This window comes from Pantoea leporis, assembly GCF_028048155.1.
Classification (GTDB): Bacteria; Pseudomonadota; Gammaproteobacteria; order Enterobacterales; family Enterobacteriaceae; genus Pantoea; species Pantoea leporis.
In genome coordinates this window covers 67,420-92,306 of the sequence record NZ_JALMEU010000008.1, presented here as the reverse complement: position 1 = coordinate 92,306, position 24,887 = coordinate 67,420, and the positions used below count along the sequence as shown (strand labels likewise).

The 24,887-nt window shown below is 55.5% G+C and carries 25 protein-coding genes; 11 read left to right on the top strand and 14 right to left on the bottom strand.

The window, feature by feature from the left end; all coding sequences use genetic code 11:
• Window positions 1–90: 90 nt before the first annotated feature.
• On the bottom strand, window positions 91–438 hold the full coding sequence (locus MWH02_RS18105) for a hypothetical protein (protein ID WP_101762721.1): 348 nt from the start codon (window positions 436–438) through the stop codon (window positions 91–93).
• 51 nt (window positions 439–489) lie between these two features.
• Window positions 490–1,674 (bottom strand): BaiN/RdsA family NAD(P)/FAD-dependent oxidoreductase, encoded by a 1,185-nt coding sequence (locus MWH02_RS18100; RefSeq protein WP_271461176.1) that lies wholly within the window; start codon window positions 1,672–1,674, stop codon window positions 490–492.
• A 241-nt stretch (window positions 1,675–1,915) separates the two neighbouring features.
• On the opposite strand from MWH02_RS18100, the gene pitA reads away from it, so the two are divergent.
• Complete coding sequence (gene pitA, locus MWH02_RS18095; protein ID WP_137386695.1) at window positions 1,916–3,415, top strand: inorganic phosphate transporter PitA; 1,500 nt, start codon at window positions 1,916–1,918, stop codon at window positions 3,413–3,415.
• A gap of 164 nt (window positions 3,416–3,579) precedes the next feature.
• Here pitA and uspB read toward each other — a convergent pair whose 3' ends face one another.
• Window positions 3,580–3,915, bottom strand: coding sequence for a universal stress protein UspB (gene uspB, locus MWH02_RS18090; RefSeq protein ID WP_008108136.1), 336 nt, complete (start codon window positions 3,913–3,915; stop codon window positions 3,580–3,582).
• A 418-nt stretch (window positions 3,916–4,333) separates the two neighbouring features.
• Here uspB and uspA point away from each other — a divergent pair, with 418 nt between their 5' ends.
• A complete protein-coding gene (gene uspA / locus MWH02_RS18085) occupies window positions 4,334–4,771 on the top strand; it encodes a universal stress protein UspA (RefSeq protein WP_007889892.1) in 438 nt (145 codons plus the stop codon).
• Between the two features lie 66 nt (window positions 4,772–4,837).
• On the opposite strand, the gene rsmJ is transcribed toward uspA, so the two are convergent.
• The 4 genes from rsmJ to MWH02_RS18065 form a co-directional block, all read right to left on the bottom strand.
• On the bottom strand, window positions 4,838–5,587 hold the full coding sequence (gene rsmJ / locus MWH02_RS18080) for a 16S rRNA (guanine(1516)-N(2))-methyltransferase RsmJ (protein ID WP_271461175.1): 750 nt from the start codon (window positions 5,585–5,587) through the stop codon (window positions 4,838–4,840).
• 8 nt (window positions 5,588–5,595) lie between these two features.
• On the bottom strand, window positions 5,596–7,638 hold the full coding sequence (gene prlC / locus MWH02_RS18075) for an oligopeptidase A (protein ID WP_271461174.1): 2,043 nt from the start codon (window positions 7,636–7,638) through the stop codon (window positions 5,596–5,598).
• 140 nt (window positions 7,639–7,778) lie between these two features.
• Window positions 7,779–9,116 (bottom strand): hypothetical protein, encoded by a 1,338-nt coding sequence (locus MWH02_RS18070; protein WP_271461173.1) that lies wholly within the window; start codon window positions 9,114–9,116, stop codon window positions 7,779–7,781.
• A gap of 55 nt (window positions 9,117–9,171) precedes the next feature.
• Complete coding sequence (locus MWH02_RS18065; protein WP_271461172.1) at window positions 9,172–9,621, bottom strand: YuaE family lipoprotein; 450 nt, start codon at window positions 9,619–9,621, stop codon at window positions 9,172–9,174.
• Between the two features lie 330 nt (window positions 9,622–9,951).
• Here MWH02_RS18065 and MWH02_RS18060 point away from each other — a divergent pair, with 330 nt between their 5' ends.
• The gene (locus MWH02_RS18060) at window positions 9,952–10,794 is read left to right on the top strand and encodes a 23S rRNA (adenine(2030)-N(6))-methyltransferase RlmJ (protein ID WP_101762727.1); all 843 of its coding nucleotides are present in this window, start codon (window positions 9,952–9,954) and stop codon (window positions 10,792–10,794) included.
• 40 nt (window positions 10,795–10,834) lie between these two features.
• Window positions 10,835–11,647: a CPBP family intramembrane glutamic endopeptidase gene (locus tag MWH02_RS18055; protein WP_271461171.1), complete on the top strand. Its 813-nt coding sequence runs from the start codon at window positions 10,835–10,837 to the stop codon at window positions 11,645–11,647.
• Here the strand turns inward: MWH02_RS18055 and rnz are convergent.
• Window positions 11,644–12,555 (bottom strand): ribonuclease Z, encoded by a 912-nt coding sequence (gene rnz, locus MWH02_RS18050; RefSeq protein WP_110867666.1) that lies wholly within the window; start codon window positions 12,553–12,555, stop codon window positions 11,644–11,646. The genes MWH02_RS18055 and rnz overlap by 4 nt on opposite strands.
• Window positions 12,556–12,681: 126 nt before the next feature.
• Here rnz and gorA point away from each other — a divergent pair, with 126 nt between their 5' ends.
• The 4 genes from gorA (at window position 12,682) to MWH02_RS18030 (ending at window position 16,083) form a co-directional block, all read left to right on the top strand.
• Window positions 12,682–14,034, top strand: a complete 1,353-nt coding sequence (gorA, locus tag MWH02_RS18045; protein WP_101762730.1) for a glutathione-disulfide reductase — start codon at window positions 12,682–12,684, stop codon at window positions 14,032–14,034.
• A gap of 221 nt (window positions 14,035–14,255) precedes the next feature.
• Entirely contained in the window at window positions 14,256–15,188 is a 933-nt protein-coding gene (locus MWH02_RS18040; RefSeq protein ID WP_101762731.1) for a nucleoside recognition domain-containing protein, read from the top strand.
• A 163-nt stretch (window positions 15,189–15,351) separates the two neighbouring features.
• Entirely contained in the window at window positions 15,352–15,627 is a 276-nt protein-coding gene (locus tag MWH02_RS18035; protein WP_101762732.1) for a type II toxin-antitoxin system RelE family toxin, read from the top strand.
• A gap of 87 nt (window positions 15,628–15,714) precedes the next feature.
• Window positions 15,715–16,083, top strand: a complete 369-nt coding sequence (locus MWH02_RS18030; RefSeq protein WP_110867668.1) for a helix-turn-helix domain-containing protein — start codon at window positions 15,715–15,717, stop codon at window positions 16,081–16,083.
• Window positions 16,084–16,159: 76 nt separating this feature from the next.
• Here the strand turns inward: MWH02_RS18030 and MWH02_RS18025 are convergent, their stop codons facing one another.
• Window positions 16,160–16,981, bottom strand: coding sequence for an SDR family oxidoreductase (locus MWH02_RS18025; RefSeq protein ID WP_217549863.1), 822 nt, complete (start codon window positions 16,979–16,981; stop codon window positions 16,160–16,162).
• 95 nt (window positions 16,982–17,076) lie between these two features.
• Here MWH02_RS18025 and MWH02_RS18020 point away from each other — a divergent pair, with 95 nt between their 5' ends.
• The gene (locus MWH02_RS18020; protein ID WP_271461170.1) at window positions 17,077–17,979 is read left to right on the top strand and encodes a LysR family transcriptional regulator; all 903 of its coding nucleotides are present in this window, start codon (window positions 17,077–17,079) and stop codon (window positions 17,977–17,979) included.
• 108 nt (window positions 17,980–18,087) lie between these two features.
• On the top strand, window positions 18,088–19,005 hold the full coding sequence (locus MWH02_RS18015) for a bestrophin family protein (protein WP_271461169.1): 918 nt from the start codon (window positions 18,088–18,090) through the stop codon (window positions 19,003–19,005).
• Here MWH02_RS18015 and MWH02_RS18010 read toward each other — a convergent pair whose 3' ends face one another.
• The 4 genes from MWH02_RS18010 to MWH02_RS17995 form a co-directional block, all read right to left on the bottom strand.
• Window positions 19,006–19,902 (bottom strand): alpha/beta hydrolase, encoded by an 897-nt coding sequence (locus tag MWH02_RS18010; RefSeq protein WP_271461168.1) that lies wholly within the window; start codon window positions 19,900–19,902, stop codon window positions 19,006–19,008.
• A 275-nt stretch (window positions 19,903–20,177) separates the two neighbouring features.
• On the bottom strand, window positions 20,178–20,525 hold the full coding sequence (locus tag MWH02_RS18005) for a hypothetical protein (protein WP_101762791.1): 348 nt from the start codon (window positions 20,523–20,525) through the stop codon (window positions 20,178–20,180).
• A 26-nt stretch (window positions 20,526–20,551) separates the two neighbouring features.
• Entirely contained in the window at window positions 20,552–21,901 is a 1,350-nt protein-coding gene (locus MWH02_RS18000; protein ID WP_192236938.1) for a cation:proton antiporter, read from the bottom strand.
• A 53-nt stretch (window positions 21,902–21,954) separates the two neighbouring features.
• Entirely contained in the window at window positions 21,955–23,160 is a 1,206-nt protein-coding gene (locus MWH02_RS17995) for an MFS transporter (RefSeq protein WP_101762738.1), read from the bottom strand.
• 92 nt (window positions 23,161–23,252) lie between these two features.
• Between MWH02_RS17995 and MWH02_RS17990 the strand changes: the two genes are divergently transcribed.
• Complete coding sequence (locus tag MWH02_RS17990; protein WP_137386705.1) at window positions 23,253–24,185, top strand: LysR family transcriptional regulator; 933 nt, start codon at window positions 23,253–23,255, stop codon at window positions 24,183–24,185.
• A 150-nt stretch (window positions 24,186–24,335) separates the two neighbouring features.
• Here MWH02_RS17990 and MWH02_RS17985 read toward each other — a convergent pair whose 3' ends face one another.
• Window positions 24,336–24,845 carry a TIGR00645 family protein gene (locus MWH02_RS17985; protein ID WP_110867675.1) on the bottom strand — a complete coding sequence of 170 codons (510 nt, stop codon included), beginning with the start codon at window positions 24,843–24,845 and terminating at the stop codon, window positions 24,336–24,338.
• Window positions 24,846–24,887 lie beyond the last annotated feature (42 nt).

Below are 24,887 nucleotides of genomic sequence, written 5' to 3'. Positions count from 1 at the left end.
AAACGTTTTGCGATATGGGAACGGGAAGGTGTTGAGCGGCTTCTTAAAACGGCGGCGCAGCTTTTAATCCCTGCGCTGCCCGTTCAATAATTACTGAACCGGCTGGCCCGGTAGCAATTTCTCAGACATCAAACGGCGGCAGGAGAGTCTTTCCTGCCGCGCTTGTTGCTGCTGTTGCGGTGACAAATCCTGCCAAACCGTTTGCAGATGCTCTGCCAAAGCTTGCTGGAAATGCACCTTTTGTAATGCGTAATCGGAATTACTGCCTTCAATAATCTGCTGCATATCTTGCGGAGCATTGCCGCGTCCATCATGAGTGAGCGTACAGAACATGGCGATGTAATAGCCTTTGTCCTCATCGCTGTAATGCGGCATCAGCCACCAAACGGCGGCACTGATGACGATCAGCAACGGCACAATAAATTTGAGTTTTAACATCAATAGGTTCATCCGCTGGAGAAAGGAAATGCGCCATCATAGCGACGAGAGTTAAAGCGCCTGCGCGCACGCCCAGGCCGAGCTCCACGCCCACTGGAAGTTGTAGCCGCCCAGCCAACCGGTAACGTCCACCACTTCGCCGATAAAGAACAAACCTGGCACATCGCGCGCTTCCATGGTTTTTGACGACAGTTGGGTGGTATCGACGCCGCCTAGCGTCACCTCGGCGGTGCGATAGCCTTCGGTGCCGTTTGGCTGCACGCGCCATTGATGCAGCGTGCTGACCAGTTCGCCCTGCTGCTTGCTGTTTAGCTGCTTCAGCGTGACGTCAGGAATCTGCTTTAGCTCCTGCAGCACTTCCACCAACCGTTTTGGCAGAATTTTCGCCAGGCTGTTTTTCAGGCTAAGATTGGGATGCGCCTCGCGCTGCACATGAATGAAATCATCCAGCGAAGTGGCAGGTGACAAATCAATGGTGACGAATTCACCCGGCTGCCAGTAGCTGGAGATTTGCAGCACGGCGGGCCCCGATAAGCCGCGATGGGTAAACAGCATCGCTTCTTTAAATAAGGTGCCGTCCTGCGAGGTGATGGTGGTGGGCAGCGCGACGCCCGACAGCGTGTTGAGCTGTTCCAGCAGCGGTTTATGCAGCGTGAACGGCACCAATGCCGCGCGCGTCGGGAACACTTTCAGGCCGAACTGTTCCGCCACTTTGTAGCCAAACGGCGTGGCGCCGAGGCCTGGCATCGAGAGCCCGCCGCTGGCGATCACCAGTTTTTCTGCCTGCACCGATGTGCCGTTCAGCTGCAAGGTATAACCGTTATCGTCGCGCTCAACGCTCAGCACTTCACTGCGCAGGCGCAGCGTCACCTGCCCGGCATCACACTCTTTCAACAGCAGATCGACAATCTGCTGTGCGGAGTCATCGCAGAATAATTGCCCGAGCGTTTTCTCGTGATACGCAATGCCGTGGCGATTGACCAGATCGATGAAATCCCACTGGTTGTAGCGCGCCAGCGCCGATTTGCAGAAATGCGGATTATGCGACAGATACGCCGCCGGTTCGGTGTGCATGTTGGTGAAGTTGCAGCGACCGCCGCCCGACATCAAAATCTTGCGACCGGCTTTTTTGCCGTTATCCAGCAGCAATACGCGGCGACCCAATTGCCCCGCCTGCGCCGCGCAGAACATGCCGGCTGCGCCTGCACCAATAATGATAACGTCAAACTTTTCCACTGCTTTATCCGCCTTGCCCGAAAGGCGCTGATTGTAGGGATTTGCGGCTTTTAGCGCCAGCTTCAAAAAAATGCCGTAAATGTGTCATAATGTAACTTACTAATTTTAAGCTGTTTTCAGCTAAATCTATACGCTGCATTACAATTTTAAGACAATAAAGAGCTATATTTTTCTTTCATATCGCGCACGTTGTCGCAGATAATGCGCCGCGTTCATGTCCTCCCAAAATGGCGTAACGTTTATGCTACATCTGTTTGCTGGTCTCGACCTCAGTACCAGCCTGTTACTGATTCTTGCTCTGCTGTTTGTATTGTTTTACGAAGCAATCAACGGTTTTCACGACACTGCTAACGCGGTCGCGACTGTCATTTATACCCGTGCGATGCGGGCGCAACTGGCGGTTGTCATGGCGGGTGTTTTCAACTTCTTAGGTGTTTTGCTTGGTGGATTGAGCGTGGCGTATGCCATCGTTCACATGCTTCCGACCGATTTACTGTTGAATGTCGGTTCGGCCCACGGACTCGCCATGGTCTTCTCCATGCTGCTTGCCGCGATTATCTGGAACCTTGGCACCTGGTATTTGGGTTTGCCGGCGTCCAGTTCTCACACATTGATTGGCGCCATCATCGGTATTGGTCTCACCAACGCCCTGATGACCGGCACCTCGGTGGTTGACGCGCTCAACCTGCCGAAAGTCATCAATATCTTCATGTCCCTGATTCTTTCGCCGATTGTAGGTCTGGTGATTGCAGGCGGTCTGATCTTTATCCTGCGTCGCTACTGGAGCGGAACCACCAAGCGTTCACGCATCCACATGACGCCTGCTGACCGTGAAAAGATTGATGGCAAGAAAAAGCCCCCGTTCTGGACGCGCATTGCCCTGATCGTTTCCGCGATTGGCGTGAGCTACTCACACGGCGCTAACGATGGTCAGAAAGGCATTGGCCTGATTATGCTGGTGCTGATCGGCGTTGCGCCGGCTGGTTTTGTGGTGAACCTGAATGCGTCGGGTTATGACATCACCCGCACGCGCGATGCCGTAAACCATCTGGAGCAGTATTATCAGCAGCACAACGAATCACTGACGCACATGGTGCAGATGGCGCCGCCTGTGGTGCCAACGCCAGATGAATCGCTTGGCGGTCCGCAGGAGTTCCATTGCGACAGCAGCCGTGCGCTGCAGGCTATTGATCGTGCGCAGCTGCTGCTGAACAATCTGCAGAGCTACGATCAGCTGACGGTTGATCAACGCAGCCAGATGCGTCGCCTGCTGCTGTGCGTTTCCGATACCGTAGATAAAGTGGCCAAGCTGCCGGAAACCAGCGCGGACGATAAGCGCTTCCTCAATAAGCTGAAAAGCGATTTGCTGGGCACCGTTGAGTACGCACCGATCTGGATTATTGTGGCTGTGGCGCTGGCGCTCGGCATCGGTACCATGATTGGCTGGCGTCGTGTTGCCACCACCATTGGTGAGAAAATCGGTAAGAAAGGCATGACGTATGCGCAAGGGATGTCGGCGCAGGTGACGGCCGCAGTATCGATTGGCGTGGCCAGTTACACCGGTATGCCCGTTTCTACCACGCACATTCTGTCGTCGTCGGTGGCCGGTACTATGCTGGTCGATGGCGGTGGATTGCAGAGTCGCACCATCAAAAATATCGCTATGGCGTGGGTGTTCACCTTGCCGGTGTGTATTTTGCTGTCGGGTTCGCTCTACTGGATTGCACTGAAACTGATCTGATGGATACCCTAAATAATTCGAATGACAGCAAGGCGGCAAGTGAGTGAATCCTCAGGAGCTTACTCAAGTAAGTGACTGAGGTGAACTCGCGCAGCTAACGCGGCTGTGATTCGAAGTATGACGGGTATGAGGGCGACGCGATGTCGCCCTTTTTATTGCCCTTTTTATTGCCAGATCGCCATCGCAATCAAACTCACCACCACCAAAAAGCAGAGCCCGCTGGTCAGCACAAACTGCCCGCGCACGCGCTCACAGCGGCGAATGAACTCGTCGTCATGATGATCGTGATAGCGCTTCTCCCAGATATAGCGCACCAGCCGCACCTGCTTACTCGGCTGCCCGTGCGACGTGAAGAAACCCGCACCATCCACGTATTGATATAACAGCGGATCGCAACCGCGCAAAACGGCTAAAAGTGAGCGCAAAGAAGAGAAATAGCGCGCCATATTCACCAGACAAACCACACACAGAGCCCAAAAAAGCGCGATAGTGCTGATCATGTTCCCCTCCCGGCTGGAGCCGCAACGACGTCGAACGCAGCGGGGAATTGCTGTAGACGCCGCACGGGAAATAAACCAGCCATTGAATGATGTCGATTGCATTGTTGTTATGCGAACCTGAGTGCGCAACGCATATGGCAGTGGCACTTATTTTCAGTGTAGGAGATCTGTTGAATTTTTTTCCAGCGATGATTTTCGTTCAGGGCGAGTGAAAAAGCCGATAACGCTTGATCTTCCTCACAAGCGAACTTGCGCTTGCAGCATTTGTTAACAACTCTGGCTATACTCAGGACATAACAAAAACCGCCTGCAAGGCTGAAATAGTTGGTTGGTGGCGCTTCATCGCCGTCTCGCGCAAAGGAATCGCCGACCGTGAAAGCAGGAAGATTGCCCCGAATCTTGAGAAAGGAGTTTTATCATGGCTTATAAACACATCCTGATTGCAGTAGACCTTTCCCCGGAAAGCCAGTTGCTGGTTGATAAAGCCGTTTCGCTGGCCCGTCCTTATGATGCAAAAATCTCGCTGATCCACGTTGATGTGAACTATTCAGACCTCTACACCGGGCTGATTGATGTCAATCTGGGCGACATGCAGAAGCGTATTTCTGAAGAGACGCACACCGCGCTGAAAGAGCTGTCGATTAACGCCGGTTATCCGATCAGTGAAACCCTGAGCGGCAGCGGCGATCTTGGCCAGGTGCTGGTGGATGCGATTAAGAAATATGATGTGGATTTGGTAGTGTGTGGTCACCATCAGGACTTCTGGAGCAAGCTGATGTCATCGGCGCGCCAGTTGATTAACACCGTGCATATCGACATGTTGATTGTGCCGTTACGCGACGAAGACGAAGAATAAAAATCAGGCCGGGTTACCGGCCTGATTTTTTGTAGCGGCGCAATGTATTGCGCATTGTTTGCGTTATTACCCCTGCGGCGGATAAATATCAAAACGATGGCTTTTGGTCACCACCGCATCCTGCGTCACCACGCCCGCTAACGGCGGCGCGTAATCCGGACGCTTCACCACAATGCGCTTCTTCGCCAGACGGCGCGCCGGTTCCAGCATCGCATCAGCATCATCATCCGCACCGACCAACGACTGAAACACCCGCATCTCTTTCTTCACCATCGCGCTTTTCTGGCGATGCGGATACATCGGATCGAGATAGACCACATCCGGCGCGGGCGTGATATCGCTCAGCGCTTGCTGGCTAACAGCGTGCAGCAACGTCAGCCGATCGCGCAGCCAGCCGCCAATCTCCGCATCCTGATAACCGCGACGCAAACCATCGTCCAGCAAGGCCGCCACCACCGGATGGCGCTCCAGCATGCGCACGCGACAGCCCAGCGCCGCCAGCACAAACGCATCGCGCCCCAAACCGGCCGTTGCATCAACCACGTCTGGCAGATAACCGCTTTTGATGCCGACCGCTTTTGCCACCGCTTCGCCGCGACCGCCGCCAAACTTACGCCGATGCGCCATCGCGCCCGAGACGAAATCCACAAAGATGCCGCCGAGTTTCGGCTCATCCAGTTTACGCAACTCAAGATGCTCAGCGGTTAACACCAGCGCCATCGTCGCCTGTTCGTCCTGCTGCAAACCCCAGCGCTCGGCTAAATGTAATAAGGCGCCGTCTCCGGCGCCCGTTTCATCGATTAAACCAATTTTCACAAGCCGGTTTATCCCTGAATTCCGTAGTGTTCCAGCATCGCATCGAGCTGCGGTTCACGACCACGGAAGCGTTTGAACAGCTCCATTGGCTCTTCGGAACCGCCACGCGTCAGGATGTTGTCGAGGAACGACTGACCAGTCTGACGGTTGAAAATGCCCTCTTCTTCGAAGCGCGAATAGGCATCGGCAGCCAGCACGTCGGCCCACAGATAGCTGTAATAACCGGCCGCATATCCGCCAGCAAAGACGTGGCTGAAGGCGTGCGGGAAACGGCCCCATTCCGGGCTTGGCACCACGGCAACCTGCTTCTTCACTTCACGCAGGGTTTCGAGGATGCGCGCACCTTGCGCGGGATCGAACTCGGTATGCAGACGGAAATCGAACAGGCCGAACTCCAGCTGACGCAGAATAAATAGCGCCGCCTGATAATTTTTCGCCGCCAGCATTTTATCCAGCAGTTCCTTCGGCAGCGGTTCACCGGTTTCGTAGTGGCCGGAGATAAACGCCAGCGCTTCCGGCTCCCAGCACCAGTTTTCCATAAACTGGCTCGGGAGCTCGACGGCATCCCACGGCACACCGCTGATGCCAGACACGCCCGGCGTTTCGATGCGCGTCAGCATGTGATGCAGACCGTGACCGAATTCATGGAACAGCGTGATCACTTCATCGTGCGTGAACAGCGCCGGTTTGCCCTGCAGCGGACGGTTAAAGTTGCAGGTGAGATAGGCCACCGGCTTCTGCAGGCTGCCGTCGGCTTTACGCATCTGGCCGACGCAATCGTCCATCCACGCACCGCCACGCTTGTTTTCACGTGCGTAGAGATCGAGGTAGAAGCTGCCGCGCAGTTCACCGCTTTCGTCGAACAGGTCGAAGAAGCGCACGTCTGGATGGTAAACATCGACGTCTTTACGCTCTTTAGCGGTGATGCCGTAAATGCGTTTAACCACCTCGAACAGGCCACTTACCGCGCGCGCTTCCGGGAAGTACGGACGCAGCTGCTCGTCGCTGATGGTGTAGAGATGCTGTTTCTGTTTCTCGCCGTAATACGTCAGATCCCACGGATTCATCTCGTCGACGCCGTACTCTTTCTTTGCGAAGGCGCGCAGCTGAGCCAGCTCTTTTTCACCCTGCGGACGGGCACGTTTCGCCAGATCGGTCAGGAAGTCGATGACCTGCGCCGGATTTTCCGCCATTTTGGTTGCCAGCGATTTGTCGGCGTAAGAGTCGAAGCCCAGCAGCTGAGCCAGTTCATGACGCAGCGCCAGCTCTTCCGCCATCACCGGACCGTTGTCCCATTTGCCGGCATTCGGGCCCTGTTCGGAAGCACGCGTTGAATACGCGCGGTACAGCTCTTCACGCAGCGCAGCGTTGTCGCAGTAAGTCATCACCGGCAGATAGCTTGGGATATCCAGCGTCAGCAGCCAGCCTTGTTGCTCTTTGGCTTCGGCCTGCGCTTTGGCGGCGGCCAGCGCGCTTTCCGGCATACCCGCCAGCTCCGCTTCATCGGTCACCAGCTTGCTCCAGCCCATGGTGGCGTCGAGCACGTTGTTGCTGTAGGTCGAACCCAGTTCAGAAAGACGTGCCGCGATTTCGCCGTAGCGCTTTTGCTTCTCTTTATCGAGGCCAATACCGGACAGCTCGAAATCACGCAGGCTGTTATCCACCGCTTTCTTCTGCGCTGTATCCAGCGCCGCGTAGCTATCGCCCTCTTTCAGGTTGCGATAGGCCTGATACAAACCTTCATTCTGGCCGACCCAGGTGCTGTATTCGGACAGTAGCGGCAGCGTTTGCTCGTAAGCTTCGCGCAGTTCCGGGCTGTTTTTCACCGAGTTCAGATGGCTGACCGGCGAGAACAGGCGACCTAAGCGATCGTCAACTTCAGCCAGCGGCTGCACCAGATTTTCCCAGGTGTAAGGCGCGCCTTGCGCCACAACGCGCTCCACCGCTGCGCGACAGTCGTTCAGCGCTTCGGTAACCGCAGGAACCACATGTTCAGGTTTGATAGCAGAAAACGGGGGCAGCGAAAAAGGCGTGAGTAACGGATTGGTCATAAGCGCAGTCCTTTCATGATGAAGTAGTGGCGCGAATGCTCGCGCGACGCATTTTACTAACATGCGGCTTGATGACAGGAAAATCAATGCCACTGAGCCTGGACTTATGAAGAAAAGCCCGCCAGAAGGCGGGCTGGAGGTTATTTAATCGCGAGTTGATAGTGAATCACATCGTAGGGCGCTACCCACGGCGGCAGCGGTTCGCGTTCGATAATATCTTTTGCCAGTGCCCAGCCTTCTACTGCGCCGCCGGCTCCCGTTAACGACATCCCTTCATACAACATGGGAGGCAGATTGTTATCAAACGGCACTTTGTCATCAGCAAAATCGTTAATCACTTTGCCGCCTAAGGTACTAACTTTCACGCTGACTTCCACTTGCTGGTCAGGAATAAGCTTAGCTTTGGCTGTTTTTACGGCAAACCAACGCACACCATTTTGCGTCACTAACGCTTTGCGCTGTTCTAAATGTTTGTTGAGCTGGTCATAGCCCTTCTCAATCAGCGATCCCATCTTTTTATTGATCGTCTCCTGCATCGCAGCATATCGCCGTGACATCTCTTCACTGTTCATTAGCGAAGTGCCAGTTTGTAACTGCGTGCTGAATCCCGCGATCAACTGATCAATGCTGATGGTGAGACCGGTATCTTTTACCATCTGTAGTTGAACGACCGCATTGCTGGCGATCGATTGCCCCAGCATATAGCCATCGCGCTCAGCATCGGTTTTGGGTTCTGCGGCTGCAACCACTGCTGCTGGCTGCTTTTTCGCAGCCTCCAGTTCAGCGGTGAGTTTCACTATGTTTTGCTGCTGCATCACTTTTACTTCATTCAGTGACGCGAGCTTTTTCTCACTCTCAGATTGTTGTTTTTGTAGTGCCTGCGACATTTTTTCACTTTCGGCCAGCTGAGTTTTTAGCGCATCCTGATCGCGCTTAGCAGCAGCCTGCGCTGCGGTAAGTTGCTTACGTAGCGCGGTTGCATCCGTCGTTTGCTGCTGTGCGGCTTTGAGCTCTTGAGTTAGCCGGATGATATTTAGTGTTTGCTGCTGTTTTTCTTCATCCAGCGCCGCCCGTTTGTTATCGCTGTTCGCCTGCTGTTCTTTCAGCGCTTTTTCATGCTGTTCATTCTTTAGTTGCAGTGCGGCTTTCTGTTTTTCAAGCTCGCTTATTTGCGCACGGAGCTGGTGAAGCTGCTCCGGCGTTTTCGATTTTACGGCAGGTTTCTCAGCTAATTTTGGCGCTACCGGTTTTAGCTGAGGTTTTGGCTTTTGCACTGGAACAGGAGGCAACGTGCGGGCTGCATCGCCAAACGCTTGCAATACATCATCTTCAGCGGCCGCGCAGGCCAGAGCAGGGAAGAACAATGCGATGATAATAAAGACAAACGGCAGATGACGCTGTGTCATCACAATCTCCTGTAACAGCCTTAAGAACACAAAAGGCTTCATCTCTATTAATAAAATAGAGATGAAGCCCATCCTCAGCACGAAATTTCGCGCTGCTACTTAGCGAATGCAGTTAAATCGTTATGGTTTAACCGGCCTGACGAATAATCAGCTGTGACAGACGTGTCTTAATACGGAAGCACAATTCACGAATCTGGAATTGATAACGCGGCATCACTAAGTCGTTAATATCCGCGCCAATGGAATCTTTAATTTGCAGATATTTATTGGTCTGGGCACCGATTTTCTGGAATTCGGCCTGATAGCTGTCAAATGACGCCTGGCTGTACAGACGCATCGCGTCGAGCTCTTTACGGCACTGCTGAATGTTGCTGGAACGGTCGTCACTGAGTGAAGCCGTCGCGGGTTGCGCCAGCGCTGAAGCCACAAATGGCGTACCTTGCTGCTCTGGCGCGGTTTGCGCGGCGGATTGTTCGTCCGCAGTCGGCGGCGTTACTAAACTATGAACGGGTTGTTGTTTCGCGCAGCCAGTCAGTACCATCAGGCTTGCCACCGCGACACCAGTCATTTTTTTCATTATTGTCACCAGGAGTTGTTTGAGATGCTTTAAGCAAAAAATTATACGGTCTTCACCGGAAAGTTTCCTGCCAGAACCACCTGGCATTTCGCTCATGACCGCTTCGTTATCGGAAACTAACTTACTTAATCCGTAATGAAATTTCGAGTATCACGTCATTCCGTAGCAAATTTACCGGCAAGAAGTCTGATCGCACCGGGCTATAGCGGCGCATGGGCGCAAAACTTAAGCGGCAGCCAAAACGTCAGCAATTTTTATGCAGCGCGGCTATAATCGCGCCACACACGATGTTTTCACTCCCTTTGATGCAACCGCGGACCCCCTTTTTTTATGCTGAGTTATCGCCACAGTTTTCATGCCGGCAACCATGCCGACGTGCTGAAACACACCGTTGAAAGCCTGATCCTCACCGCTCTGATGGAGAAGGAAAAACCTTTCCTCTATCTGGATACCCACGCCGGTGCCGGACGTTACCTGCTGAGCGGAGAGCACGCCGAGCGTACCGGTGAATATCTGGAAGGCATTGGCCGCATCTGGCAGCAGCCGGATGTGCCGGAGTTGCTCAAGCCGTATCTTTCGGCGGTGCGTAATCTCAATCCGCACGGCACCTTAAAGTACTATCCTGGTTCGCCGTTGATTGCCCGCTTCCTGCTGCGTGAAGAAGACAAAATGGAGCTGACCGAGCTGCACTCCAGCGATTACCCGCTGCTGCGCACCGAGTTCAGCAAAGATTCCCGTGCGCGCGTGGCGCGTGGTGATGGCTACCAACAGCTGAAAGCCAAGCTGCCGCCGCTGAGCCGTCGCGGCCTGATTCTGATCGATCCGCCATATGAGTTGAAAAGCGATTATCAGGATGTGGTGAAAGGCATTCAGGAAGGTCACAAGCGTTTCGCCACCGGCGTGTTTGCGCTGTGGTATCCGGTGGTGATGCGTCAGCAGATCAAACACATGGTTAAAGATCTGCAGGCCACCAATATCCGCAACATTCTGCAGATTGAACTGGCGGTGCGTCCAGACAGCGATCAGCGCGGCATGACGGCTTCCGGCATGATCGTGATTAACCCGCCGTGGAAGCTGAAAGCACAGATGGAAGAGCTGCTGCCGTGGCTGCATCAGAAGCTGGTGCCGGCCGGAACCGGTCACTTCAGCGTCACGCAGATCGTGCCAGAGTAAGTTCGCCTTACCGCGTCGCCAGCCTATTAGGACTATTATCATGTGGATCATTCTGGCTGGCGCGCTTGCTGTGCTGTCGCCCGCCAAACGTTTTTCGGTACTGCTGCTCACGCTCGCCACCATTCTTGGGCTGTTCCAGGATGTGCTGGATTGGCCGGCGATGGTGCTGCTCGGCGCCATTGCCGTCATCGCCTGGATTCGCGTGGAAAATAACGCGCGCTGGATTCAGTGGGTGAGTGAAGTCGCGCTGGTTGCCATTGCCATCGGCCTGTTTGTACACTTTTTCCCGGGCTTCAAAAATCCGCGCCAGGTGGAAGATGTGCAGGCCGGGCCGCTCAGCCTGCCCTTTAGTTTCTCGTACAACTTCGATAAAGCGCTGATTCCGTTTGTGCTGCTCATCTGCTTGCCGCAGCTGTTCCGCACCCAATCCGCGCCGCCGCGACTTAAAATTTTGTGGCTGGCGCTGCTGGCGGCTATTCCGCTGCTGCTGTATGTCGCGGTGCAGTTGGGTGGCCTGGCCGTTGAACCCCACTGGCCGGAATGGTTGGGCAGTTTTATGCTGGCGAACCTGTTCTTCGTGTCACTGGCAGAAGAAGCGTTCTTTCGTGGCTATCTGCAACAGCGTCTGCGCCAGCACATTGGTGCCGTGGCGGCCCTGTTGCTGACGTCGCTGCTGTTTGGTCTGGCGCACTTCCCCGGCGGACCGCTGCTGATGATCTTCGCCGCGCTCGCCGGATTGATTTACGGCCTGGCGTGGCAGTGGAGCGGACGCCTGTGGGTCGCCACCGGCATCCATTTCCTGTTCAACATGACGCATCTGCTGTTCTTCACCTATCCGGCGCTACAGCACTAAACCTCGAACACCGCGAAATCATGTGCCAGTTCGGTCGCCGCAAACACCGACTGGCACTCTGCCAACAGTTTTTCCCGATCCTTAGACAAATAGCGCGAGCTGAAATGCGTGGCGATCATGCGCTTCGCCCCCGACTGTTTCGCCACCTCCGCAGCCTGAATGGTGGTTGAGTGGCCGCGTCCATTGGCTTTCTCCTGCAGCGCCGCCTCCAGCGTGGTTTCATGCACCATCACATCGGCATTCGCCGCCAGCTGGAGCGCCACGTCGGTGGGCGCGGTATCGCCAAATATCGCCAGCACTTTGCCTTTGGTTGCCGGGCCAAGATAATCCGCGCCGTTGATCTCGCGACCATCTTCCAGTTGGATGCGCTTACCCGCTTTCAAATCCTGATACCACGGCCCGCGTGGTACGCCTTCGGCTTTCAGGCGCGGCGCATCAAGGAAGCCCGGTTTATCGTGCTGCTCAATGCGATAGCCATAACACTCAATCACATGATTCATCGGCCAGGCCGTCACGCGCACTTCGCCGTCATCCAGCACCAAACCGGCTTCAATCTCGATAATCTCCAGCGGATAAGAAGTGTACGAGCCACTCAAACTGAGCGCCGTCTCGATAAACTGGCGAATACCTTTCGGCCCGTAAATGGTCATCGGTTCGGGGATGCCGGCCATGGAGCGGCTGGTGAGCAAGCCCGGCAGCCCAAAGATGTGGTCGCCGTGCAGATGGGTGATAAAGATTTTCTCCAGCTTGCCCGGCTTCAGCGCAGAGCGCATGTATTGATGCTGCGTCGCCTCGCCGCAGTCAAACAGCCAGGTGTCGCCACGTTTCGATAGCGTCAGCGCTATCGCCGTGACGTTACGTTGCAGGCTGGGCGCACCGCCGCCGGTGCCGAGGAATGTTAGTTGCATGCTATGCTTCCCTGTAATCGGACATAAAAATCAATGCTATTACAATCATAGGTGCAATCTTTGCGTCAATAATCGTCATAGCGTTAAACTCTATGCCAATTTTCTTCCAACAGACGGACATAACGGATGACCAGACATTTTGACTACCTCGCCATCGGCGGCGGCAGCGGCGGTATCGCCTCGATTAACCGTGCTGCGATGCATGGCCAGAAGTGCGCGCTGATTGAAGCCAAAGAGCTGGGCGGCACCTGTGTCAACGTCGGCTGCGTACCGAAAAAGGTCATGTGGCATGCGGCACAAATCGCTGAAGCTATTCATCTTTATGGGCCAGATTATGGCTTTGATACCACGGTAAACCGGTTTGACTGGTCAATTCTGGTGAAAAACCGCAGCGCCTACATCGACCGCATTCACAGCTCGTACGACAACGTGCTGGGTAAAAACAAGGTTGAGGTGATCAAAGGTTTCGCGCGCTTTATCGATGCCAACACCGTGGAAGTGAACGGTGAAACACTCACTGCCGATCATATTCTGATCGCCACCGGCGGGCGTCCAAGCCATCCAAACGTGCCGGGCGCGGAATACGGTATCGATTCTGACGGTTTCTTCGAACTCGATGCGCTGCCAAAACGCGTGGCGGTCGTGGGCGCGGGTTACATCGCGGTGGAGCTGGCGGGCGTGGTCAATGCGCTGGGCGCGGAAACGCATCTCTTCGTGCGTAAGCATGCGCCACTGCGCAGCTTCGATCCGCTGATCGTCGATACGCTGGTAGAAGTGATGCAGGCCGAAGGCCCAACGCTGCACACCGAATCGATTCCGAAAGCCGTGATTAAAAACGCCGACGGCAGCCTGACGCTGCAGCTGGAAAGCGGCCACGAGCAAACCGTGGATTGCCTGGTGTGGGCGATTGGCCGTGAGCCGGCGACCGACAACCTCAACCTGGCAGCAACCGGCGTGGCGCTGAACGACAAAGGTTACATCAACGTCGATAAGTTCCAGAACACCAGCGTGAAAGGCATCTACGCGGTAGGTGACAACACCGGCGCGGTGGAACTGACGCCGGTGGCCGTGGCGGCAGGTCGTCGTCTTTCCGAGCGCCTGTTCAACAACAAACCGGACGAGCATCTGGATTACAGCAACGTGCCGACCGTGGTGTTCAGCCATCCGCCGATTGGCACCGTGGGCCTGACCGAACCGCAGGCGCGCGAACAGTACGGCGACGATCAGGTGAAAGTGTATAAATCTTCTTTCACCGCGATGTATACCGCCGTTACCCAGCATCGCCAGCCGTGCCGTATGAAGCTGGTGTGCGTTGGCCCGGAAGAGAAGATTGTCGGCATTCACGGTATCGGTAACGGTATGGATGAGATGCTGCAAGGCTTCGCGGTGGCGCTGAAAATGGGCGCAACCAAGCAAGACTTCGATAACACCGTAGCGATCCACCCAACAGCGGCGGAAGAGTTTGTGACGATGCGTTAATATTTTCCGCCGGAATTGAAAAACCAGCCATTTATTCATGGCTGGTTTTTTTATGGCTGCAATTTACATTCCTTTTTCTTCACTACTCAATAATCCACGCACAGGATAAGATTTATTTCTTTGCTGCAGGGTGCGCATTAATGCGCACCGCAAACTTCATGGCATTGCCAGCTTATTTATTTTTACGGGGAGAACGGTGTGAGCAAAGGTCGGAATCGGGCATGAATATTATTGATATCATTATGTCCGCAGGCAAAGCCTCGGTAGACGTGGCGCTCTACACATTGATTCCGATTATGGTGGTGATGTTATTCATCATGAAATATCTGGAGGTCAAAGGCGTACTGGATTTTGTTGTACGTCATGCCACACCGTTATTAAAACCCTTCGGTATTACCGGGCTGGCATTTTTTGCCATGATTCAACTTAATTTCGTCAGCTTCGCGGCCCCGCTGGCGGCGCTGGCCATCATGGAAAAGCGCGGTACGTCCGATCGTCATATGGCGGCCACGCTGGCGATGCTGTTTGCGATGGGCCAGGCCAGCACCTTTTATCCCCTGATTCCGGCGGGATTACACTGGAGCACAGCGCTAATTATTTCGATCTGCGGCGGTGTATTAGCGGCGGCGGCAACCTATCACCTGTTTGGCCGCAAACTTTCCGATGCGGCGCTATTAAATGAAGATGAGGCCGTTACCAACAGTGAAAATAAAATGGGGCTGATTGGCATCATTAATAGCGCCGGATCCGATGCGATTCGTCTGGCGCTGGGTTCGCTGCCGATGCTGATTATTTCATTATCGGTGGTTGGCATGTTGAAAGAAGCGGGCGGGATTGAAATGCTGACGCGTCTGGTGTCGCCGCTGCTGGATAAGCTGAATATTTCCGAAGTCTATATTCTTCCGGCTCTGACCAAATGTCTGGCGGGCGGCACCGCCTATTACGGCGTGGTGGCGGGATTGGTGGAGAAAGGATTATACAGTGCGCACAACATCAACGCCTCGGCAGGATTACTGATTCAGACCTTTGACCTGCCCGGCATCGGGATTTACCTTGGCCTGTCGAGCCGATTCCCGCGCCTGTTCCGCTTTGCCGTGCCTGGCATTCTGCTCGGTATTGCGCTGCGTGCGACGGTGCACGCCATTCTATTCTGAAGATGGCTCAAAAGCGTTGATGATGGATAGCCGCCAAACCCTCTGCTTTGTGATTATATAGAACTAAAACACAGTAAAAATCTATATACATTGCAGATATAGAAAAGAATATCTATAATATCTAAATCCAGTGAGGAGTGTTTGTAACAAGTGAGGTAAGGGAATGCCAGAGCTACATTGGCGCAAAGCTGCTCTGAAGCAGATGCGAGCCATTGCAGACGCTAACGAAAGGAAGAAGCTGAATGAGCAAGTGAATGAGTTAAAAAAGTTTCCGCTTGTTCCGCCCAATCTGGATGTTAAGTCTTTGAAAAATGGTCAGGCTGACTATCGGCTTAGATGGGGAAATTATCGTGTTTTGTTCGACTACAACAAAGGCGAGGAACCGAAAATCATCGCTATTCAGCAGGTAATGAGACGTACCAGCGGAACATATAAATAATCAAGGTAGAGATTTGCTGCCTTAATTCACAGATTCTCAACTCGTTTTCAAAAAACTGATAACGCTGAATACTGGAACATACATCCTATGATCGAATTCATCACTGACAGTGCTGGCAACCGCAAAGCGGCAATTGTTCCCATCGAGCTGTTCGAAAAAATGACTCAACATGCTGATTTCACTGAACTATGGGAATCAATCCCTTACGAATCCGGTATTAATGATGACGCCTTGATTCCAGGTGACGTCGTAGACATCGCCATTAATAAGGGTGTCACTCTTCACGCCGCTTGGCGCATCTATCGTAAACTGACCCAAAAGCAGGTTGCTGAAGCGCTTGGCATCACGCAAGCGTCTGTCTCTGCGATGGAAAAAAGCGAAAAACCGCGTGATTTTAATCTCGCCAAGCTCGCTGAGCTTTACGAGTGCATGCCAGAACAACTTACCGATGATTAAACAAAAAGCCGGTCTTCCCGGCTTTTTTGTGCCACGCGTTCTGCATGGCACTCGCGTGATTTTTAAAATTATACGATTACACATCCGCGCCGAATGCCACATCCCGTTGCCCGCGCAGCTCCGCCAACCGCCCTTCCAGCGCCGCTTCGATGTTCTGATACGCCGTACTGCCAAGCGCTAAACGCAGCGGCATGCTGGCCTGATCCAGCGTGGCGATCATCGCCGTAACGCATTTCCCGGCATCGCCAGCAATGGTGAAATCGCCTGAAAGAATTGCCTGGCGCAGCTGGCCTGCAGCGTTTTCACGATAAACTTCTAGCGCATCTGCCACGTCCAGCCCGGCGCCAAAATGGGTTGCGGTGGGGCCCGGCTCGACCAGCAGGAAATCGATACCGAAACTGGCGACTTCCTGGCGTACCGCCTCGACAAATCCCTCAATCCCCCATTTCGTGGCGTGATACAGGCTGAAATTGGGATAAGCAACCTGGCCGCCTTCCGAAGAAACCTGTGCGATGCGCCCGCCGCCTTGCTGGCGCAGGAACGGGATCACCGCGCGAATCAGCTGGATTGAGCCGGTAAGATTGGTGGCGATCTGCCGATCAATCTGCGCATCGCTCAACTCTTCAGCTGCGCCGAACAGGCCGTAAGCGGCATTGCTCACCACCACATCAATGCGATCGATGGCGGCAAAGGCGCGTTTAATGGTGGGCGCGATGCTGGCGGTGTGCGCCAGATCGAGCGTAATAACCTGCAGCCGTTCGCCATAGGTTTGCTGCAGATCGGCCATCACCTGTTCACGCCGCACCGTCGCTACTACGCGATCGCCGCGTGCCAGTAAACGTTCACTCATCAATCGGCCCAGCCCGCTGCTGGCGCCGGTAATCAACCAGGTTTTCATCTTGTGCTCCTCATATTGAAAACCTGATGGTAGATCGCTTTACTGGTGGAGATAATCCACCTAATCGCGCATGACCCGGTGAGGAAAAGCCACCAATGAGACGTCCTTCCTGGCACGAACTGCAGGCCATTAAAACGCTGGGCGAGCAGCGCAGCTTTCGCCGTGCCGCTGAAATGCTCGGCCTCAAGCGCTCGTCACTCAGCCATCTGGTGAAAACGCTGGAGTACAATCTGGGCGTACAGCTGTTTCAACGCACCACACGTAGCGTGTCGCTCACCGATGCCGGGCAGCAACTGCTGGATCGACTGTCGCCGCTGCTGAACCAGATGGATGATGTGCTGCACGACATCTCCGCCAGCCGCCACCAGCATTACGGCACGCTGCGCATCAGCGCCAGCGATGCCGCGATCGCTTTGCTGCTGGAGCACGTGGTGGCGGACTTTAGCGCGCGCTATCCCGATATCCAGCTCGATTTTGCCGCGCAAGGTGCGTTGGTGGATATCACCGCCGCCGGTTTTGATGCCGGCATTCGGCTGATTGAGGATGTGCCGCAGGATATGGTGGCCGTTCCGCTTGGCGGCCCGCTGACGTTTGTCACCGTCGCCGCGCCCGCTTATCTGGCGAGAAACGCGGCGGTTAATCATCCGCGCGATCTGCTACAGCAACAGTGCATTCGCCAGCGCTTACCGAGCGGAAAACGTTATCAGTGGGAATATGCGCAGGCGGAAGAAAAGCAGGAGATTGACGTGGCAGGCACGCTGACTTTGGACAGCAACGCGCTGATGGCGCAGGCCGCTCTCGCCGGTTTAGGCATTGCTTATGTGCCGTCGCTGTATGTCGAGAAGGAGATGCGCAGCGGCCAGTTGGTGGAGCTGCTGGCCGATTGGCGGGTGCAATCGGCGGGGATTGCGCTGTGGTTCCCACCCAACCGGCATCAATCCATGGCGCTACGGCTGTTTATCGATGCGCTGAAAGTCGGCCTGCCACGTCATGCGTGAGGCGAGCAGCACGGCTTTTGTCTTAAAACCTTTGGCAATGGCGTTGATCCTTTGATGCCCGGCGGCGTAACCTGTCGCCACAAAACCTAAAAAATACACCATCGCATAATGATCGTACGTCCTCACCAACACTGGTTTCTCCGGCTGTTTGACTGGCATGGATCGGTGCTCAGCAACATCGTGTTTCGCCTGTCACTTAACCTGCTGATGTCGCTGATCGCCATCTTTGGCTATCCGTGGTACTCCACTTTCGGCATTCACCTCACCACTGCGCCTTTTAGCCTGGTTGGGGTGTCGATCGCCATCTTCCTCGGCTTTCGCAATAACGCCAGCTATGCGCGCTTTCTTGAAGCCCGCACCTTGTGGGGCAGCCTGCATATCACCCAGCGCTCGCTGCTGCGGCAGATCAAAAGCATGCGTGGCGTGAGCGAAGAACAGGTGCGGGAATTTACCGGCTTGCTGCTGGCGTTCTGCTGGTGCCTGAAACATCGCCTGCGTAAAACCGATGTGCAGGCCGATTTACAGCGTTTGCTGCCGGCTAACTGGCACAGCGCGGTGTTGCATCATCCGATGCCGACGTCGCAGATTTTAGTGTGTTTGAGTGAATGGCTGGCGCTACGCCGCGATGAAGGGTTGGTGTCGGATATTGTCTGGCAAAGCATTGATGAGAATCTGAATCAGCTATCAGCGATTCTGGGCGGTTGCGATCGCATTGCCAGCACACCGATTCCGTTCGCCTACAGCCTGATTCTGCATCGCACCGTTTATCTGTTCTGCACGCTGCTGCCGTTTGCGCTGGTGGCGGATTTGCACCTGATGACGCCGCTGGTGTCGATGTTTATCTCCTACACCTTTTTATCGCTGGAAGCGCTGGCGGAGGAGCTGGAACATCCGTTTGGCACCGCACCGAATCATCTGCCGCTCGATGCGCTGTGCGTCACTATCGAACGCAATTTGAAAGCGATGAATGGCGGTATGCCGCTACCGGAACCACTGCAGCCGGATGCGCATTTCAATTTGACGTAATCAGCTCTGATTATCCAACCAACGCACATACGCCTGATCCCACAACGCGGCAGGCGTGCCCGCTTTGCCGAGACCAAAACCATGACCGCCGCTGCTGAGCTCAATCAGCTCAACCGGTACGCGCATGCGGCGGCAGGTATCGCGCATCAGTTCAGTATTATGAGGATTGGAGGTGCGATCGTCCTCGGCCTGCGCGAGGAACGTCGGGGGATAGTGACGTGTGACGTAATTTTGCACTGACCAGTTGGCTTCCTGGCTTGGCGTGGCGTTTTTTCCCACCATCATCAGATGCGTGTTGGTATGCTGATACGGCGCTTCAAGGGTGATCACCGGATAAATCAGGCCAACGCTATCCACCTTCGGCCTGATCTGGTCAAGCGGATCCTGCGCCGGGTAGGATTCGAAATCCGGACGCGCCGCCGCCATGCCGAGCAGATGGCCACCGGCAGAAAAGCCCAGCACATGCACTTTGCGCTCCATCGAACGCACCAGACGAATGGCGCGCTGCGCATCCTGCAGCGGTGCCAGATTGCCCGCCTGCCACTTCTCACCCGGCAAACGGTAGCTGAGCACATACACGGTATAACCGTTGGCATTAAGCCAGCGCGCTACCGGCCAGGCTTCGCGGCCCATGCCGATAAAACGATAGCCGCCGCCCGCCGCCACAATCACCGCTTCGCCGTTGGGATTTTCCGGGCGGAAACGCTGAATCGCGGGTGAAACGATATTGGTCCAGGAGCCGTGCGAATTCACTTTAAGCAAGCCGGAAGGACCGCCGCCGCCCGGCGGATCGTCGGGCCACAACGGAATGACGTCATCGCGGGCAAACAGCTTGCCCGCGGTCATCGAGAGAACGGTTGCTCCAGTAGCCAACAAAAAGTGACGACGTGTAATCATCTTGCCCAGTGCCAGTATGCAAAAAATGCCAGCTTCAACAGCTGAATCTCATTATGTGACGCGTGTCTGATTTCGACGTTGGCGATTATGTACGTAAATCGTACAAAAAAGCCATAAAAAAACGCGCCTAAAAAGGCGCGAGCTTTTTCGAATACCCTAAATAATTCGAGCTGCAGGAAGGCGGCAAGGGTGTGAATCCCCAGGAGCTTACAAAAGTAAGTGACTGGGGTGAACACACGCAGCCAACGCACCTGCAGCTCGAAGTATGACGGGTATTAATCCTGTTGCTGGAATTGCGTCATCACTGTTTGTTCGCACTGCTGCTGATCTTTACGCAATTTTCCGCGCTCATCCTCGCCCAACTCCAGCCACGCGCTAATCACTTCCTGGGCGATTTCTTCATTGAATTCAGGCTGCTGCATGGCCGAAGAAGACTGGCTGGCCGCGAGTTGCGACTTCAGCTTCTCGGTGTAGCCATCCAAATCGCTGGTCTTCTTTTCACTGCTCACCAGATGACACAGCTGGCTGGCATAAACATTCTCTTCCTGATTATTGTCACCGTCGGCAGCCAACGCGCCGGCCGACAGCGACAGCCCAACGAGGGCGAGTAATAACGCTTTCATAATAGGCTCCAATAATTTCCAATAAATCATTTTTCGTTCTGTTCGGCGCGGGCGGCCTGACGGGCAGCACGCCAGTTTAACAATGGCGTGACCGTGATGCCGTGCAACACAATGCTGCACACCACTAACGTCAGCGCCATGTCCACCATCTGCTCCGCCTGCGGCCCACGCATGCCGTGCACCCATGCATAGGCAATATAATTGATACTGCCGATGCCGCGAATACCCAACCAGCCAATTAGCAAGCGTCGCATCAGCGGAATATCGCAGCGCCATGTGGTGATCCACACCGCCAGCGGGCGCACCACCACAAACAGCAGCAGCGCCAGGCCAATGCCGGTGAGATTCCAGTGCTGCGCCAGCGTAATACCGAGCACCACCATCATGCCCGCCGCCAGCAAACGCTCGATAGTATCACCAAAGGAGAGCGCATCGCCGATCACCAAACCCACCGATTTCACCATGCCGCTGCTGCCCTGCGCCATCCGCTGACCGGTATTCACGCGCGCTTCAGCCGGTAAGAAACGCTCCTCTTCAGACATCTCATCTTGCGGATAGTGCTTCACCACGCGCAATTCCGCACGACGTAAACCGACGCCAGCCGCAAAGGTGGCGAGGAAGCCCGACGCATCCACCGACTGCGCGGCGGCATAGCTGAGCGCAATCAGCGCCAGCGCGAACAGATCGTTGGGTGCCAGATCCTGATTGGCGGTCCGTAAATGCGTCGCCAGCTGGCCGATCAGCCAGCCCAGCGCAAAGCCGATTCCCAGCCCGCCGCCAATCGCCCACAGCGCATCTTTGGCGAACCATTCACCGAGCGCAGCGGTGCTGAGTTCGCCCGGCTGCAACAGCAAAATCGCCAGCATCAGCAGCGGTAGCGCCGAGCCGTCGTTCATGCCCGCTTCGCTGGAGAGCGCCACGCGCAGGGCATCGTCATCCCGCGCATCGTTCACTGAAATCAGGCTGGCGAGCACCGGATCGGTCGGCGCGACAATGGCACCAAACGCCAGCGACATCGCCCAGTCAAAGCCGGTGATCCAGTGCACCAGCACCGTCATGCCGCCGACGGTGAGCAGCATCGCGGGAAACGCCAGCCTGACCCCAAGCCGCCACGCATGCGCGTTGAGCGGTAAGCGCAGTTTCAGCCCGGTGATAAACAGCGAGGCTGCCATCGCGATTTCAGTAAGATGCGCGGCGAGGTTGGCGTGACCGATGATGTCGACTTGCAGTAGATTGAGCATCCACGGGCCACATAGAATGCCCGCGAACAGGTAGAGACCAAATGAGGTCACTGGCCCGCGGTGTATCCAACCGGAAGCCAGTGACATAAGAAGTAAAAGACCGCCGGTGGCGGCGGTCCAGGCCAGGAAATTCATAACGCTCCGTTTTTAAATAACATTCTCCTTTAAGCCTGGCACATGTTGGGCGATCAGTTTTTCAGATGACGGCTTGCGAGGCGAATCATCAGGGCAAGCGCAGCGGCCAATGTTGCGAGTGCGACTACGCCGGTCCAGCCCCAATGTGCCAGCGCCAGGCTACCCAGCGCCGCGCCGGTCGCCATGCCGATGAAAACAACGGTAAACATCAAGGCGTTAAGGCGGCTGCGTGCTTCTGGCGCCAGGCTATAAACCAGCGTCTGATGCGCCACCAGCGTGGCCTGCACCCCCAAATCAAAACCGATGGTGCTGATGATAATCAGACCAAGCTGAGCCGGCATCGGCAGCAGCGGCAGCAGGAACATCAGCGCGAACGACACCATTACCAGCGTGGCACCGTACTGCGTAACACGCGCCGGACCGATGCGATCCGCCACGCTGCCCGCTAACGGCGCGGCTAAAGCGCCCGCGGCTCCAGCGAGGCCGAATGCGCCAGCGACCGCACTGTCGAGATGGAAGTTTTGACTCAGCATTAACGCCAGCGTTGACCAGAAGGCGCTAAAGCCCACCGACAACAAACCTTGTGCCAGCGCGGCGCGGCGCAGCGTTTGATGGTGCTGCCACAGATGCGCCAGCGACAGCAGCAAACGCGGATAGCTCACCGAAGTGCCCGGCGTAAAGCGCGGCAGCACGCGCCACAGCGCCACGCTAATCAGCAACACCGCCGCCGCCGCAATCATGTACATGGTGCGCCAGCCGAAATACTCCGCCACCACGCCGCTTACCACGCGTGACAGCAAAATTCCCACCAGCAATCCCGTCATTACCGTGCCGACGATTTTGCCGCGGCTGCGCTCCGGCGCTAACGCCGCTGAAGCGGGCACGATGTCCTGCGCCACGGTGGCGGTTAAACCGGTGACGAAGCTGGCGATCAGCAAGGCGTTCAATCCGCCCGAGAAGCCACACAGCAGCAGCGCGGCAACCAGCAGCAAACCTTTAATCAGAATAATGGTGCGACGATCGTGGCGGTCGCCAAGTGGAGCCAGCAGCAGAATCCCCAGCGCGTAACCGGCTTGCGTCAGCATTGGCACCATGCCGACGCTGCCAATCCCAACGTTGAACTGTTTGCTGATGATATCCAGCATCGGCTGGCTGTAGTAAATCGATGCAACGCTGAGTCCGGCACCGGCCGCGAGCGTGAAGACCAGCGGCGCGGGCAGTTTTTCAGCTGGCATGGCTGACGTTGATATAGCTGACATAGTGGATTCCCCCGTGAAAGTGCGCTTATTAAAGCGCGTTGCCGCCATACGCGGTAGACTGCTCAAACACAGAACTGTTATGCGCGGTGCGTATGAACAACCCATCCAGCCTTGATCGTATCGAACTGATGCAGACCTTTATCCGCATCGTCGAGAGCGGCTCGCTCTCCGCCGCCGCCGCCCAGCTCGGCACCACGCAGCCCACTATCAGCCGACGGCTGCAGGCGCTTGAGCAGCGGCTTGGTCTCAAACTGATTATGCGCACCACGCATGCGCTGAAACTCACCGACGATGGCGAGCGCTGTTATGCGCAGGCGCGTCAGCTGGTCGCGACCTGGCACGCGCTGGAGGATGACCTCACCGGTGCCAGCGACGACCCGATTGGCACCCTGCGCGTGCGGGCACCGCATGCGTTTGGTCAGGATCAGCTGATTGAACCGCTGATTGATTATCTGCATCGCTATCCACGCTTAAACGTGGAGTGGACGCTGAATGACCGCACGCCAGACTTCATCAGCGAAAACATCGACTGCGCCATTCAGGTCGGTGCGCCCAGCGATGCGTCCATCGTGGCGGTGCTGCTGGCGGAAGTGCCGCGCTTTGTGGTGGCGGCACCGTCGCTGCTGGCCGCGCACCCGCCGATTGAGGACGTCTCGCAGCTCACCAACCTGCCCTGGCTGGCGCTGACCAGTTTTTATCGCAACGAAATCGCCCTGCAGCGTATTAACGATGGTCAGCCTGTGAACCTGGCGATTGCCCCGCGCCTCGCCAGCGACAGTTTATACGCGGTGCGCAAAGCCGCCGTTGCCGGGATGGGCGCGGCGGTGGTGTCATCGTGGGTGGTGCAGGAGGATTTAGCGAAAGGGGATTTGATTCAGCTGTTGCCGGAGTGGCAAGCGCCGCCGCTGCCGGTGTGGCTGACTTATCCGTGGGCCAGCTACTATCCGGCGCGGTTACAGAAGTTTTTCGCCATGATTCGGGACGTGATGCCGAAGTTAGCCGGGACGCAGCCAGCGACGCGGTAGCGGTTTTCCCTCACCCTAACCCTCTCCCAACGGGAGAGGGAACCGATGGTAGCGCGGTCAGCCTCCTCGCCCGCTTGTGTCGATGGTAGCACCCTCAGCCCCCTCGCCCGCTTGCGGGAGAGGGCTGGGGTGAGGGACAGCGCGCACAAACTACATCTTCACCGCTTTCTTATCCCCCTTCGACATATTGTCCAGCCAGCCCATCACAAAGGCCGACAGCACAAACGTCAGGTGGATAATCACGTACCACATCAGCTTTTCGTTTTCGATGTTGCGCGCGTCCATAAAGATACGCAGCAGGTGAATCGACGAAATCGCCACAATCGAGGCCGCAACTTTGTTTTTCAACGAGCCGGAGTCCATTTTACCGAGCCAGCTCAGCTTCTCTCTGTGCTCATCAATATCCAGCTTGGAGACAAAGTTCTCGTAACCCGAGAGCATCACCATCACCAGCAAACCGCCGACCAGCGTCATATCCACCAGCGACAGCAGCAGCAGAATCAAATCGTTCTCCGCAATGCTGAAGACATGCGGCAACAGGTGAAAAATTTCCTGGAAGAATTTGATGGTCAGCGCCAGCAGGCCCAACGAAAGTCCCATGTAAACCGGAGCCAGCAGCCAGCGCGATGAATACATCAGGTTTTCGATAAAACGTTCCATAAGTTCCCATTAATCAACAGACAAGTGGGCGAGTATAACCGA